Origin of the sequence: Halopseudomonas xiamenensis, assembly GCF_014219065.1 — a bacterium.
Classification (GTDB): domain Bacteria; phylum Pseudomonadota; class Gammaproteobacteria; order Pseudomonadales; family Pseudomonadaceae; genus Halopseudomonas; species Halopseudomonas xiamenensis.
This window is the reverse complement of record NZ_JACLGO010000006.1, coordinates 69199-84401: the sequence shown is the minus strand read 5'-3', so window position 1 is coordinate 84401 and position 15203 is coordinate 69199. Positions and strand designations below refer to the sequence as shown.

Sequence of the window (15203 nt, the reverse complement as noted above, 5' to 3'; positions counted from 1 at the left end):
GGTTTTAAAACCTCAGCGGCACTAATGCTTGCGCAAAGGACACTCGGAGCCTGCAGTTTTATGGACGCCTTCCTTTGCCATTGGGAGCAGCCGGCACCTGCTGCAGCCGTTCGATCAGCGCCTCGACCGTATTCAGGCGCAAGCCGTGGGTGCCCATCGGCGCACTGAAACGCAATATGCTGCCGCCCTCCAGGCGATAGCGCTGCGGGCTGTCCTGGATCAACCTGATCAGCACCAGCGGGTCGATGCTGGTATCGGCGGCGAACTCGATCTTTCCGTGTTCCGGGCCGGTGTCGATCTTGCTGATGCCCAAAGGCGCGCAGCGCAGTTTCAACGAGGTCACCCGGAACAAGTTCTTCACTGGCTCCGGCAGCAGGCCGAAGCGGTCGATCATCTCCACCTGCAGGTCCTTCAGCTCCTCATCATCCCTGGCATTGGCAATGCGCTTGTACAGCGTCAGGCGTGCATGCACGTCCTGCAGGTAATCATCGGGAATCAGCGCCGGCAGGCGCAGGTTGATATCCGGACCGCCACTCAGCGGGTTCTCCAGTTCCGGCTCCTTGCCCTGCTGGATGGCCTTGATCGCCCGTTCCAGCATCTCCATGTACAGGCTGAAGCCGACCGCCTGGATCTGGCCGCTCTGGCCCTCGCCGAGCAACTCGCCGGCGCCGCGGATTTCCAGGTCGTGGGTGGCCAGGGTGAAGCCGGCCCCCAGGTCCTGAGCGGCGGCGATCGCCTCCAGGCGCTTTTCCGCATCGCCGGTCAGCTTGCGTCCGGCCGGGGTCAGCAGATAGGCGTAGGCCTGGTGGTGGCTGCGACCGACCCGGCCGCGCAACTGGTGCAGCTGGGCCAGGCCGAATTTGTCGGCGCGCTCGATGATGATGGTGTTGGCGCTGGGCACGTCGATACCGGTCTCGATGATGGTCGAGGTCACCAGGATATTGAAGCGGCGATGATAGAAATCGCGCATCACCTGTTCCAGCGCCCGTTCGGGCATCTGGCCGTGGCTGATGCCGATGCGCGCCTCGGGCACCAGCTCGGCCAGGTCGGCGGCGCACTTCTCGATGGTTTCCACCTCGTTGTGCAGGAAGTACACTTGGCCGCCACGCAGCAGCTCGCGCAGGATCGCCTCCTTGATCACCGCCGGCTGCTGCTGCATGACGAAGGTCTTCACCGACAGCCGACGCGCCGGTGGCGTGGCGATGATCGACAGGTCGCGCATGCCGGTCATGGCCATGTTCAGCGTCCGTGGAATCGGCGTGGCGGTCAGGTTGAGGATGTCGACCTCGCTGCGCAGTGCCTTGAGGCGTTCCTTCTGGCGGACCCCGAAGCGGTGTTCCTCGTCGATGATCACCAGGCCGAGGTCCTGGAACTGCACATCGCCCTGCAGCAGCTTGTGGGTGCCGATCATGATGTCGACCTTGCCCTCGGCCAGCTCCTGGGTCGCGGACTTGATTTCCTTGGCCGACTTGAAGCGCGACATTACCTCGACCTTCACCGGCCAATCGGCAAAGCGGTCCTTGAAGCTGTTGTAGTGCTGCTGGGCGAGCAGGGTGGTGGGTACCAGCACCGCAACCTGCTTGCCGCTATGCACCGCGACGAAGGCGGCGCGCATGGCTACCTCGGTCTTGCCGAAACCGACGTCGCCGCAAACCAGACGGTCCATCGGTTGCGCGCTGGTCATGTCCTTGAGCACCGCATCGATGGCCGCCTGCTGGTCGGCGGTCTCCTCGAACGGGAAGGCCTCGGCGAAGGTCTGGTAGTCCTGGTCCGGGTCGTTGAAGCTGTAGCCCTTGCGTGCCGCGCGGCGGGCGTAGACGTCGAGCAGTTCCGCGGCGACGTCGCGGACCTTTTCCGCGGCCTTGCGCCGGGCCTTCTGCCACTGCTCCGAGCCGAGCCGGTGCAGCGGTGCATGGTCGTCATCGGCGCCGGAGTAGCGGGCGATCATGTGCAGGTTGGCGACCGGCACGTACAGCGTGGCCTGCTCGGCGTACTCGAGCTTGAGAAACTCCGCCTGCTGGCCTTCCACGCTCAGGTTGACCAGTCCGTGATAGCGACCCACACCATGCTCGATATGCACCACCGGCGCACCTTCGCGCAGCTCGGTCAGGTTGCGGATGATGGTGTCGCCCAGGTCCGTGGTCTTGCCGCGCCGGCGGCGCTGCATCACGCGCTGGCCGAACAGCTGGCTTTCGGCGATCAGGGCGATGGCCGGGTCGTTGCTCAGCAGGCCCTGGTCCACCGGGGCGATGGTGATGGCGCAGCGGGTGTCGCTGTCGACGAAGGCGTTCCAGCTGTCCACCGGTTCGGGCTTCAGTGGTACCCGGGCCAGCAGCTCCAGTAGGGACTCGCGGCGCCCGGCGGTCTCGGCGACGAACAGGGTGCGGCCCTGGAAACCATCGAGGAAGTGTTCCAGCTGCTGCAGCGGGCGTTCCTGTTTGTTGTCCAGCGGCAGTTCCGGCGGTGGGCTGCAATCGTAGTTGATCACGCCGGCAGCGGCGGGCAGGGGGGTATCGTGACAGATTACCCGCGGATAGCGCTTGATCAGCGAGAAGCATTCCTCAACCGGCAGAAACAGCTCGGCCGGTGACAGCAGCGGCCGGGTCGGGTCGATGCCGTGCTCCTCGAAACGGTTGCGTACGTCGTTCCAGAACTGACTGGCGCTGTCCTCGATGCCGGGCAGGCTGAACAGCTGGGTGTTGTCCGGCAGGTAGTCGAACAGGGTACCGAGTTCCTCGAAGAACAGCGGCAGGTAATACTCGATGCCCGGTGGTACCAGCCCATCGCTGAGATCCTGGTAGATCGGGCAGCGCCGGTGATCGACCTCGAAGCGCTCGCGAAAGCGGGCACGGAAGCCGGTCAGGGCGCTCTTGTCCAGCGGCAGCTCGCGTGCCGGCAGCAGGTGGATGTTGTCGACCTTGTCGATCGAGCGCTGGGTTTCCGGGTCGAAGGTGCGCAGGGTTTCGATCTCTTCATCGAACAGGTCGATGCGATAAGGCAGGCGCGAACCGGTGGGGAACAGGTCGAGCAGGGCGCCGCGCACCGCATAGTCGCCATGTTCGTATACGGTATCGACGCAGCGATAGCCGGCTGCGTCCAGGTTCTGCCGCATGCGGTCGATATCCAGCCGCTGGCCGACCTCCAGCATCAATACCGAGCCACCGAGAAAGGAGCGTGGCGGGATGCGGTGCAGCAGGGTGATCATCGGCACCACGAGAATGCCATGCTCGACCTGGGGCAGGCGAAACAGCGTCTGCAGACGCTGGGAGATGATGTCCTGGTGTGGCGAGAAGCGGTCGTAGGGCAGGGTCTCCCAGTCCGGGAAGCTGGTTACCGGCAGCTGCGGGGCAAAAAACCGCAGCTCCTGCTCCAGTTGGTCGGCCATGGCCGTGTCGCGGGTGATGACCAGGCTCAGGCCAGGATGCTGCAGCGCCGCTTCGGCGATGGCCAGGGCGCGGGCCGCCGCCGGCAGGTTGCCCCAGGCGGTCTTGTTGCCAAGGCCTTTGTGCTGCGGTGCGGTGAACAGAATGGAAGTATCGGACATGCGGTTGGGCTTATCTTGTGGCGCAAAACGCACAGTTTAACCCTTAGCAGGGGGCCGTGTTGTGATTGCCGATGTTTTTATCGGACCTTGCGGGGGTTGCGCTTGTCAGAGTATCGAGGCAGCTATATCATGATTGCCGCGTGACGCCGGGCCCCTCTGGCGGTGGTTGGTCCCACCGTGATGTCGGAGTCATAAGTTGATTCTTAACTTTGACCGGAGGGCCCCATGGAGCCGCTGATCTCTTTTTTGACCACCCCCTTTCTCGGAACCGCCGCCTGGCAGTGGTTCGCCTTCCTGACCATCGTTCTCGCCATTCTCGCCTTCGACCTGGGTGTGCTGCACCGCAAGGATCATGAAATCGAGGTGCGCGAGAGTCTGCTGTTGTACAGCGGTTATTTCACCGTGGGTATCCTGTTCGGTGTCTGGGTCTGGTTCGACAGAGGGTCGGCCAGTGCGCTGGAGTTCTATACCGGCTTCCTGATCGAGCAGTCGTTGTCGATGGACAACGTGTTCGTCATGGCGATGATTCTCAGCTTCTTCGGCATTCCCCGGCTGTATCAGCACCGGGTGCTGTTCTGGGGCATTCTCGGGGTGATAGTGCTGCGGGCGATCATGATCGGCCTGGGAGCGGCGCTGGTGCAGGAGTTCGAGTGGATTCTCTATCTGTTCGGGGTGTTCCTGCTGTTCTCCGGGGTCAAGATGTTCCTCAGCAAGGGTGAGGAGGAGCACAAGGATCTGTCGCAGAATCGCATGGTCGGCTTTATCCGTCGGCATTTCCGTGTGACCGATGATCTGCATGGCTCGCATTTCTTCGTCCGCCTGCCGGACAAGACCGGCAAGGTGGTGCTGTTCGCCACGCCGCTGTTCCTGGCCCTGGTGCTGATCGAACTGGCCGACCTGGTGTTCGCCGTGGATAGCGTGCCGGCGATCTTCGCCATCACTCAGGACCCGTTCATTGTTTATACATCAAACATTTTCGCCATCCTCGGGCTGCGTTCGCTGTATTTTGCCCTGGCCGCGCTGATGCATCGCTTCGTCTACCTGAAGTACGCCCTGTCGCTGGTGCTGATCTTCATCGGTTGCAAGATCCTGGCGCACGGTCTGGGTATCCATATCCATGCTGGCATTTCGCTGGGAGTGACCTTCGGTCTGCTGGCCGGTGGCGTGCTGCTGTCCTTGTACAGTACGCGCAAATCCGCCGCCTGACGCGGGGCTGACGGAGTCCGGGTCTGTGGCCGGACTCCGTTAGCCATCGGATGATTGCCTACCAGGGCCACTCGCCGCATAATAACGGCCCTCTTAGTTCCCAAGACCTGGAAGGAAAAACTGTGACTCAAGCCCAATACGAGCAATGTCTGGATAACTGGACCGATCGCGAAGCGACTGCCGAAGCGATGATCCCGTTGATTGGACGTCTGTACCGTGAACACAATGTGGTCACCTCCATCTATGGCCGTGGTCTGGTCAATCGCTCCGTCATCAGCCTGCTCAAATCCCACCGCTTTGCCCGCCAGATCGATGACAACGAGTTGTCGGTGCACGATACCTATCCGGTAATCAAGGCTCTGGTCGATCTGGACCTGGGGCCGGCGTCGATCGACCTGGCGCGTCTGGTGGTCAAGTTCCAGAAGGAAGGCGGGAACGATCTCGATGCCTTCCTGCGCAGGGAGCTGGCCAGCGTCATCGGCCACAAGGGCGAGAAGCGTCAGGGGCGCGATGTGGTGCTCTACGGCTTCGGCCGTATCGGTCGTCTGCTGGCGCGCATCCTGGTCGAGAAGGCCGGCGCCGGTGATGGTCTGCGCCTGCGTGCGGTGGTGGTCCGCAAGGGGGCTGAGAACGACCTGTCCAAGCGCGCCAGCCTGCTGCGCCGCGATTCGGTTCATGGTTCCTTCCAGGGCACCATCACCATCGACGAGGAAAACAACACGCTGACCGCCAACGGCAACCAGATCCAGTTCATCTATGCCAGCGATCCGACCAGCGTCGACTACACCGCCTACGGTATCCAGGACGCCATCCTGGTGGACAACACCGGCGTCTGGCGTGACGAAGCCGGCCTGTCCCAGCACCTGAAGTGCCCGGGTGTGAGCCAGGTGGTGCTGACCGCGCCGGGCAAGGGCAACCTGAAGAATATCGTGCATGGCATCAACCATGCGTGGATCACCCCGGAAGACAAGATCGTCTCGGCTGCCTCCTGTACCACCAACGCCATCGTGCCGGTGCTCAAGGCGATCAATGACAAGTTCGGCATCCTCAATGGTCACGTGGAGACGGTGCATTCCTACACCAACGACCAGAACCTGATCGACAACTTCCACAAGGGCAATCGTCGTGGCCGCAGTGCTGCGCTGAATATGGTCATCACCGAGACCGGGGCAGCCAAAGCGGTAGCCAAGGCGCTGCCGGAGCTGGCCGGCAAGCTGAGCGGTAATGCGATTCGCGTGCCCACGCCGAACGTCTCCATGGCGATTCTGAACCTGAATCTGGAGAAGTCGACCAATCGCGAGGAAGTGAACGACTACCTGCGCCACATGGCGTTGCACTCCGAGCTGCACAAGCAGATCGACTTCACCAACAGCCAGGAAGTGGTGTCGACCGATTTCGTCGGTTCGCGTCACGCTGGCGTGGTGGATGCCGAGGCGACCATCTGCAACGACAATCGGGTCATCCTCTACGTCTGGTATGACAACGAGTTCGGTTACAGCTGCCAGGTCGTGCGTATCCTGGAAGACATGGCGGACGTCAACCCGCCGGCCTTCCCGGCGTAACATGTGGTAATCAAAAAAGGCGCTTCGGCGCCTTTTTTGTGGCTGCCGATCCTGCGCTGGCAACGGCTCTGCAATGCGCTTGCTGACGCTGCAGGGGATTCTCTGGTGCTGCGACACTATGCCACGGAAAAACCTGAAAAAGACTGCGGCCGAGTAGCTTTAAAAGGCCATGATCTTTATACTTGACGGGATTTTTCGATCGGGGTCGTGGCTGCATCGTCTGATTTTTTCCTGTTAAGTTCAGCGGAGCCAATTTGCGCTCTGTGCATCGCCATTGCCCTTCACAAATTCCATATGTGATTAGGCTATTCGTATGATAAAGATCAAACGGGGCTTGGATCTGCCAATCACCGGCTCACCTGAACAGCGCATCGAGGACGCACGTCCGGTCAGAAGCGTTGCGGTCATAGGTTTCGATTACCACGGTATGAAGCCTACGATGGAGGTGCAGGTCGGTGACCGGGTGCAGGCAGGGCAGATCCTGTTCAGTGACAAGAAAACCCCCGGTGTGCTTTATACCGCTCCCGCCAGTGGCGTGGTCAGCGCCATCAACCGCGGCGAGAAGCGGGTTCTGCAGTCGGTGGTGATCGATGTCGAAGGCAACGACTCCATCGACTTCGGCAGCCATGCCGTCGATACCCTGGGCAGCCTGGATGGGCAACTGGTACGCGACAAGCTGATCCGCTCCGGTCTGTGGACCGCCCTGCGTACCAGGCCCTACAGCAAGGTGCCGGCAGTGGATGCCACTCCCTCGTCGATCTTCGTTACAGCAATCGATACGCACCCATTGTCGGCCGACCCGGCGGTGGTGCTGCAGGAATGTGCCGCCGACTTCGAAAATGGACTGAAGGTGCTGTCGTGCCTGTCCGGTATCTGGCTGTGCAAGGCCGAGGGTTCGGCAGTTCCCGGGGAGAATATTCCCGGGGTGCGCAGCGAAAGCTTCGCCGGGCCGCATCCGGCCGGTCTGGTGGGTACCCATATACACATGCTGGACCCGGTCAGCGAGAGCCGCCAGGTGTGGCACATCAATTACCAGGATGTTGTCGCGGTGGGCAGGCTGTTCACCAGCGGTCATCTGTCGACCGAACGCGTGATCGCCCTCGGTGGTCCGCAGGTCGAGCGGCCGCGCCTGTTGCGTACCGTCGTCGGTGCCAACCTGGCCGAGCTGACCGCAGGGGAAATGAAGCCGGGTAACAATCGCATCATTTCCGGCTCCGTACTGGGTGGTCGCCTGGCGCGGGGCGCTACTGAGTTCCTCGGGCGCTATCACCTGCAGGTCTCGGTGCTGCTCGAAGGTACCCAGCGCGAAATGCTGCATTACCTGCGTGCCGGTGTCGACAAGCACTCCATCCTGAATATCTTCATCTCCAAACTGTCGCCCTCCAGGTTGTTCAACTTCACCACCAGCACCAATGGCAGCGCCCGCGCCATGGTTCCGGTCGGCAACTACGAAGAGATCATGCCGCTGGATATCCTGCCTACCCAACTGCTGCGTTCGCTGATCGTCGGCGATACCGACATGGCGCAGAAACTGGGTTGTCTGGAACTGGATGAAGAGGATCTGGCGCTGTGCAGCTACGTGTGTGCCGGCAAATACGAATACGGCCCGATCCTGCGTGACAATCTCACGCACATCGAGAAGGAGGGTTGACCAATGGGGCTGCGCAGTTTACTTGACAAGGTCGAGCACCATTTCGAGAAGGGCGGCAGGTACGAGAAGTGGTATGCCCTGTACGAGGCGCTCGACACCTTTCTGTACAAACCGGCCAGTGTGACCAGGACCACCGCGCATGTGCGTGACGGCATCGACCTCAAGCGCATGATGATCACCGTCTGGTTGTGTACCTTCCCGGCGATGTTCTTCGGTATGTGGAACGTCGGCTACCAGGCCAACAGCGTATTCGCGGCCAACCCGGAACTGCTGGCCGCCCAGGATGGCTGGCGCTTCGCGATCATCGGCATGCTCGCCGGCTTCGATCCGGGCAGCATCTGGGACAACATCATTCACGGTGCTACCTGGTTCGTACCCATCTACGCGGTGACTTTCATCGTCGGTGGCTTCTGGGAGGTATTGTTCGCGACCGTGCGCAAGCACGAGGTCAACGAGGGTTTCTTCGTCACCTCGGTGTTGTTCGCGCTGATACTGCCGCCAAGCATTCCGCTCTGGCAGGTGGCCATAGGTATCAGCTTCGGTGTGGTGATCGGCAAGGAAATCTTCGGCGGTACTGGTAAAAACTTCCTCAACCCCGCGTTGACCGGACGTGCTTTTCTGTTCTTTGCCTATCCGGCACAGATTTCAGGTGACAGTGTCTGGACTGCCGTGGATGGCTTCTCCGGTGCGACCACTCTGAGCATGATCGGTGCGGGCGGTATGGATGCGGTGATCAACGGTGGGCTGAGCTGGATGGATGCCTTCATCGGCACCATGCAGGGTTCCATCGGTGAAACCAGTACCCTGGCCATCTTCATCGGCGGTGCGGTGTTGCTGATGACCAAGATCGCCTCCTGGCGCATCGTTGCCGGGGTCATGATCGGCATGATCGCGTTGAGCAGCCTGTTCAACGTCATTGGCTCGGAGACCAATCCGATGTTCTCCATGCCCTGGTACTGGCACATGGTCACCGGTGGCTTCGCCTTCGGCATGATCTTCATGGCCACCGATCCAGTGTCGGCATCGATGACCAATCTCGGCAAGTGGATCTTCGGCGGGCTGATCGGGGTCATGGTGGTGCTGATCCGGGTGGTCAACCCGGCATTCCCGGAGGGCATGATGCTGGCCATCCTGTTCGCCAACCTGTGTGCGCCCCTGATCGACCATTTCATCATCCAGGCTAATATCAAGCGGAGGCTGGCACGTCATGTCTAGTCAGAAAGAATCCACCGTCCGCACGCTGGTAGTCGCGCTGCTGGTGTGCCTGGTCTGTTCCGTGTTTGTCGCGGGTGCGGCGGTTGCGTTGCGCCCGACCCAGGTCGAGAACGCACTGCTGGACAAACAGCGCAATATCCTCGCCATCGCCGGCCTGGGGGATGCCTCGATGTCCGGTGCGCAGGTCAAGGCGTTGTTCGACGAGCGCATCGTCGCTCGGCTGGTCGACCTGGAAAGCGGCCGCTTCAGCGATGCTTACGATGCTGAAACCTTCGATCCGGCAGCCGCTGCCAAGGATCCGGCGCTGTCGCGGAACCTGTCCGGTGCCGAGGATATCGCCTCGATCAATCGTCGCGAGAACTACAGCGTGGCGTATATCGTCGAGGGCGAGGACCAGCAGATGGAAACCCTGATCCTGCCGGTTCGTGGCTACGGCCTGTGGTCTACGCTGCACGGGTTTCTCGCCCTGCGCGCCGACCTGAATACCGTGCAGGGCTTCGGCTTCTATCAGCATGCTGAAACCCCCGGACTGGGTGGCGAGGTTGATAATCCGAACTGGCGTGGCCAGTGGCCCGGCAAGCAGATATTCAACGAAGACGGCCGGCCGGTCATCCGCATACTCAAGGGGAGTGTCGAACCCGGCAACCCGAATGCCCAGCACCAGGTCGACGGGCTGGCGGGTGCCACGCTGACAGTCAACGGGGTCAACCGTCTGCTGGAATACTGGCTGGGCGAGAATGGCTTCGGTCCCTTCATCGATAACCTGCGCGCAGGGGAGGCTTGAGCATGTCACAGCCTACAATCAGACAGGTCCTGCTGGACCCGATCTTCAATAACAACCCCATCGGCCTGCAGATCCTCGGGATCTGCTCGGCGCTGGCGGTTACCTCGAACCTGAACACCGCCCTGGTGATGAGTATCGCACTGACCCTGGTGTGCGGCTTTTCCAGCATGTTCATCTCGCTGATCCGCAGCCAGATTCCCAGTGCGATCCGCATGATCGTCCAGGTGGTGATCATCGCCTCGCTGGTAATCGTGGTAGACCAGGTGCTCAAGGCCTATGCCTATGCGCTGAGCAAGCAGCTGTCGGTATTCGTCGGCCTGATCATCACCAACTGTATCGTGATGGGGCGTGCCGAGGGTTTCGCCATGCAGAACCCGCCGGTACTGTCGTTCTTCGATGGCATCGGCAACGGTCTGGGCTACAGTGCCATGCTGATCGGCCTGGGTATCGTGCGTGAGCTGTTCGGTGCCGGGACGCTGATGGGCTACGAGATCATCCCCTCTGTCAACAATGGTGGCTGGTATCAGCCCAACGGCATGCTGCTGTTGCCACCATCGGCGTTCTTCCTGATCGGTCTGTTCATCTGGGCGATACGTAGCTGGAAGACCGAGCAGGTGGAGAAAGCGGACTTCAAGATGGCGCCGCAGGTATCCAACAAGGAGGCCTATTGATGGAACACTATATCAGTCTGTTCGTGAAGGCCGTATTCGTCGAGAACATGGCCCTGGCGTTCTTCCTCGGCATGTGTACCTTCCTGGCTATCTCGAAGAAGGTCGAGACGGCACTCATGCTCGGGATCGCCGTGGTGGTGGTTCAGGTGGTTACCGTTCCGGCCAACAATCTGCTGTATACCTACCTGCTGCGGGACGGCGCCCTGAGCTGGGCCGGCCTGCCGGATGTCGACCTGAGCTTCCTTGGTCTGCTGTGCTATATCGGCCTGATCGCCGCACTGGTGCAGATCATGGAGATGGTCATGGATAAATATATCCCTGCACTGTACGGCGCCCTCGGGATCTTCCTGCCGCTGATCACCGTGAACTGCGCCATCATGGGTGGCACCCTGTTCATGGTCGAGCGGGACTACAACTTCAGCGAAAGCGTGGTGTATGGGGTTGGCTCCGGGTTCTCCTGGGCGCTGGCGATCGTGCTGCTGGCAGCTATCCGCGAGAAGCTCAAGTACAGTGATGTGCCCGAGGGGCTGCGTGGGTTGGGTATAACCTTCATCACTGTCGGTTTGATGTCGCTGGGCTTTATGTCCTTCTCTGGCGTGCAACTGTAAGGGAGTGGACATGTCGATTCTTGATTTATTGCTGCCCATCGCGATGTTCACCGGCATCGTGCTGGTGCTGGTGGTGATTATTCTGCTGGCGCGCATGCGGCTGGTGTCCAGCGGTGATGTGAATATTGAAATCAATGGTGAAAGAACCATTACCGTACCGGCAGGTGGCAAGTTGCTGGGCACCCTGGCGGATAATGGCATCTTCCTGTCCTCCGCCTGTGGTGGCGGTGGCACCTGCGCCCAGTGCAAGTGCGTTGTGGAGAGCGGCGGTGGCGAGATGCTGGCCACCGAGGAGAGCCACTTCAACAAGCGTGAAGCCCGTGAGGGCTGGCGCCTGTCCTGTCAGACCCCGGTCAAGCAGGACATGAAGATCGAGGTTCCCGAGGAGGTATTCGGGGTCAAGAAATGGGAGTGCGTGGTCGAGTCCAACCCCAACGTGGCGACCTTCATCAAGGAGCTGACCCTGCGCCTGCCGGAAGGCGAGAACGTCGACTTCCGTGCTGGTGGCTATGTGCAGCTGGAGTGCCCACCCCACACGTTGCACTACAAGGATTTCGATATCCAGCCCGAATTCCATCCTGATTGGGACAAGTTCGATATCTGGCGTTATGTGTCCAAGGTCGATGAATCGGTTATCCGTGCTTATTCCATGGCCAACTACCCGGAAGAGAAGGGTATCGTCAAGTTCAATATCCGCGTGGCGACGCCACCGCCCGGGCAGGATCACATCCCGCCGGGCATCATGTCTTCCTATGTCTTCAGTCTGAAGCCGGGCGACAAGATCACTGTGTATGGGCCTTTCGGCGAATTCTTCGCCAAGGATACCGATGCGGAAATGGTGTTCATCGGTGGTGGCGCAGGTATGGCGCCGATGCGTTCGCATATCATGGACCAGCTGCTGCGTCTCAAGAGCACGCGCAAGATGTCCTTCTGGTATGGCGCTCGCTCGCTGCGCGAAGCCTTCTATGTCGATGAATACGACAAGCTGGCTGCCGAACACGAGAACTTCGAGTGGCACCTGGCGTTGTCGGATGCACTGCCCGAGGACAACTGGGAAGGCCCCACCGGTTTCATCCACAACGTGCTGTATGAGAACTATCTGAAGGACCATCCGGCACCGGAGGACTGCGAGTTCTACATGTGCGGGCCGCCGATGATGAACGCTTCGGTGATCAAGATGCTCGAGGACCTGGGGGTGGAGCCCGAGAACATCCTGCTCGATGACTTCGGCGGTTGATATGTTGCATCGCCTTGTCCGGCCCGTCTGTGCTGCTGCCCTGGCAGCAGCCCTGACGGGCTGTTTCAATTCTGCCGAGCCGGTTGCCGAAATAACCGGCTTGACCATGGGCAGCACCTATTCGATCAAGTGGGTGGGTAGGGAAGGTACGCCACCCGCGGCCGAGGTACAGGCCACGGTAGAACAGTTGCTGGAAGATTTCGAAAGTGTCGCTTCCACCTGGCGTCCGGACTCGGACCTGTCGCGCTTCAATGCGGCACCGGCAGGTACCTGCCAGGACATGCCGGAACCCATTCTCGATCTGGTCGTACTGGCGCAGCAGCTGCATCAGCACAGTGACGGCAGCTTCGACCTGACCCTGGAGCCACTGATGCGGCTGTGGGGCTTTCATGGGGCTGGCGAGCCGCGGCAGTTGCCTGAACCCGGGCAGTTGGCTGAGGCCATGGCGCGTACCGGCCATGAACATCTGCATATCCGCGGCCAGCAACTGTGCAAGGACAACCAGCTGGAGCTGGATGTCAGCGGCATTGCCGCCGGCTATATGGTCGACGAAGTAGCCGAACGTCTGATAGCCATGGGCATCAAAGACTATATGGTAGAGCTTACCGGCGAGCTGAAGGCAGACGGTGAGAAGCCGGGTGGTAGTCCCTGGCGCATCGCCGTGGAAGAACCGCGGGATGAAAGTCGGGTGGCCCAGCTGGTGTTGCCGCTGCGTGGCTATGGTGTGTCCACCTCTGGTGACTATCGCAACTATTTCGAGCATGAGGGTCAGCGTTATTCGCATACCTTCGATCCGGTCAGCGGCAAGCCGGTGATGCATGATCTGGCTGCGGTGACGGTGCTCCACGAGTCCGCTGCCTGGGCCGACGGGCTTTCCACCACCTTGTTGGTGATGGGTTCGGAGCGTGGTTGGGAATATGCGCTGGAACATGATCTTCCGGCGCTGTTCGTCATTCGTCAGGGGGACGGCTTCGTATCGCGCAGCACACCCCGATTCATCGCCCTGCAAGAGGGCAAGGAGTAAAGCATGCTTTGGCTCGTGACTTTTTCAGTGATGCTGCTGTGCGTCGCTGGCATGGCGGTTGGTGTCATGGCCGGCCGCAAGCCGATCGCCGGCTCCTGTGGCGGTATCGGTGCTGCAGGTGTGGATGCCAGCTGCACTCTGTGCGGCGGCAACCCGAACAAATGCGAGGAATCGAAACAGGGGACTGGTTCGACGGCAACACAGACGCTGGGCTACGACGCTACTCGCAAGGAGTGAGGCGCAGGCCGCGCAGGAATCATTTGAGGATTGCTACAGGACCGAATTGAATGGCTGTTTACAATTATGATGTGGTAGTGCTGGGCGCAGGCCCGGCGGGAGAGGGCGCTGCGGTCAATGCAGCGAAACTCGGGCGCAGGGTCGCAGTGGTCGAGGAGCGGAACGTGGTGGGCGGCAATTGCGTTCACCTGGGTACCATCCCATCCAAGGCGCTGCGTTATTCGGTCAAACAGATCATTCAGTTCAACACCAATCCGATCTTCCGCGCGGTTGGCGAGCCGCGGGACTTTTCCTTCCCGGATGTGCTCACCAGCGCGGAGAAGGTGATTTCGCGTCAGGTACGCTCGCGTAACAGTTATTATGCACGTAACCGCATCGATCTATTTTTCGGCAAAGGCAGCTTTGCCGATGCGCACACCATCGAGTTGGTCAACACCGAAGGTGCGGTGGATCGTCTGGTGGCCCAGGAAATCATCATCGCCACCGGTTCGCGGCCGTACCGCCCGGCGGATATCGACTTCAACCACCCGCGCATCTACGACAGTGATACCATCCTGCAGCTGAATCATACGCCCCGCACCCTGATCATCTATGGGGCAGGGGTAATCGGTTGCGAATATGCATCTATCTTCTGCGGGCTGGGGGTCAAGGTCGACCTGATTCACAACCGCGACCGGCTATTGAGCTTTCTCGATGATGAGATCTCCGATGCGCTGAGCTACCACCTGCGCAACAATACGGTGCTCATCCGCAATAATGAGGAATACGACAAGATCGAAGGGCTGAACGGTAGCGGTGTGGTGCTGCACCTGAAATCCGGCAAGAAGATCCGCGCCGATGCGCTGCTCTGGTGCAATGGGCGTTCGGGTAATACCGACGGCCTGGGGTTGGAGAATATCGGCCTGACTGCCAATAGTCGCGGCCAGGTAACGGTGGATGAGAACTACCGTACCGAGGTGCCCAATGTCTACGCCGCTGGTGACGTCATAGGCTGGCCGAGCCTGGCCAGCGCGGCGTTCGACCAGGGGCGGTCGGCAGCAGGCAATATCATCGAGAATGACAGCTGGCGCTTTGTCGACGATGTGCCGACAGGTATCTACACCATTCCCGAGATCAGTTCGCTGGGCAAGACCGAACGCGAACTGACCAGCGAGAAGGTGCCCTATGAGATCGGCCAGGCGTTCTTCAAGAACACCGCCCGGGCGCAGATCAGCGGCGAGCCGGTAGGTATGCTGAAAATCCTGTTTCACCGCGAGACCCTGCAGGTGCTGGGCATCCATTGTTTCGGTGACCAGGCGTCGGAAATCGTGCATATCGGCCAGGCGATCATGAACCAGAAAGGTGAGGCCAATACCATCAAGTATTTCGTCAACACCACCTTCAACTACCCGACCATGGCCGAGGCCTACCGGGTCGCGGCGCTGGACGGCCTCGGCCGGCTGTTCTGATGTCTCCTTTGCCCGG

The 15203-nt window shown here is 60.5% G+C and carries 13 protein-coding genes; 12 read left to right on the top strand and 1 reads right to left on the bottom strand.

The genetic code is table 11. The features are described from left to right. Positions 1-58: 58 nt before the first annotated feature. Positions 59-3544: a transcription-repair coupling factor gene (mfd, locus tag H6X51_RS05790; RefSeq protein WP_185266569.1), complete on the bottom strand. Its 3486-nt coding sequence runs from the start codon at positions 3542-3544 to the stop codon at positions 59-61. A gap of 225 nt (positions 3545-3769) precedes the next feature. Between mfd and H6X51_RS05785 the strand changes: the two genes are divergently transcribed. The 12 genes from H6X51_RS05785 to sthA all read left to right on the top strand — a co-directional run bounded on the left by H6X51_RS05785 (position 3770) and on the right by sthA (position 15187). After that, positions 3770-4750, top strand: a complete 981-nt coding sequence (locus H6X51_RS05785) for a TerC family protein (RefSeq protein ID WP_185266568.1) — start codon at positions 3770-3772, stop codon at positions 4748-4750. 122 nt (positions 4751-4872) lie between these two features. Next, entirely contained in the window at positions 4873-6312 is a 1440-nt protein-coding gene (locus H6X51_RS05780; RefSeq protein ID WP_185266567.1) for a glyceraldehyde-3-phosphate dehydrogenase, read from the top strand. Positions 6313-6315: 3 nt separating this feature from the next. Then, positions 6316-6498: a hypothetical protein gene (locus tag H6X51_RS05775; RefSeq protein ID WP_185266566.1), complete on the top strand. Its 183-nt coding sequence runs from the start codon at positions 6316-6318 to the stop codon at positions 6496-6498. A gap of 127 nt (positions 6499-6625) precedes the next feature. Then, positions 6626-7963: a Na(+)-translocating NADH-quinone reductase subunit A gene (locus H6X51_RS05770; RefSeq protein ID WP_185266565.1), complete on the top strand. Its 1338-nt coding sequence runs from the start codon at positions 6626-6628 to the stop codon at positions 7961-7963. Between the two features lie 3 nt (positions 7964-7966). Further along, positions 7967-9178, top strand: coding sequence for an NADH:ubiquinone reductase (Na(+)-transporting) subunit B (locus tag H6X51_RS05765; protein ID WP_185266564.1), 1212 nt, complete (start codon positions 7967-7969; stop codon positions 9176-9178). Continuing rightward, positions 9171-9962 (top strand): Na(+)-translocating NADH-quinone reductase subunit C, encoded by a 792-nt coding sequence (locus tag H6X51_RS05760; RefSeq protein WP_185266563.1) that lies wholly within the window; start codon positions 9171-9173, stop codon positions 9960-9962. Before H6X51_RS05765 ends, H6X51_RS05760 begins: the two co-directional genes overlap by 8 nt. Continuing rightward, positions 9959-10633 carry an NADH:ubiquinone reductase (Na(+)-transporting) subunit D gene (locus tag H6X51_RS05755; protein ID WP_185266562.1) on the top strand — a complete coding sequence of 225 codons (675 nt, stop codon included), beginning with the start codon at positions 9959-9961 and terminating at the stop codon, positions 10631-10633. Before H6X51_RS05760 ends, H6X51_RS05755 begins: the two co-directional genes overlap by 4 nt. After that, on the top strand, positions 10633-11241 hold the full coding sequence (nqrE, locus tag H6X51_RS05750) for an NADH:ubiquinone reductase (Na(+)-transporting) subunit E (protein ID WP_185266561.1): 609 nt from the start codon (positions 10633-10635) through the stop codon (positions 11239-11241). The genes H6X51_RS05755 and nqrE overlap by 1 nt, the downstream gene beginning before the upstream one ends. A gap of 10 nt (positions 11242-11251) precedes the next feature. Beyond that, on the top strand, positions 11252-12478 hold the full coding sequence (gene nqrF / locus H6X51_RS05745) for an NADH:ubiquinone reductase (Na(+)-transporting) subunit F (protein WP_185266560.1): 1227 nt from the start codon (positions 11252-11254) through the stop codon (positions 12476-12478). A gap of 1 nt (position 12479) precedes the next feature. Further along, entirely contained in the window at positions 12480-13502 is a 1023-nt protein-coding gene (locus H6X51_RS05740; protein ID WP_185266559.1) for an FAD:protein FMN transferase, read from the top strand. Between the two features lie 3 nt (positions 13503-13505). Next, complete coding sequence (gene nqrM / locus H6X51_RS05735) at positions 13506-13739, top strand: (Na+)-NQR maturation NqrM (protein WP_185266558.1); 234 nt, start codon at positions 13506-13508, stop codon at positions 13737-13739. A 50-nt stretch (positions 13740-13789) separates the two neighbouring features. Then, positions 13790-15187 carry a Si-specific NAD(P)(+) transhydrogenase gene (sthA, locus tag H6X51_RS05730; protein WP_185266557.1) on the top strand — a complete coding sequence of 466 codons (1398 nt, stop codon included), beginning with the start codon at positions 13790-13792 and terminating at the stop codon, positions 15185-15187. Positions 15188-15203 lie beyond the last annotated feature (16 nt).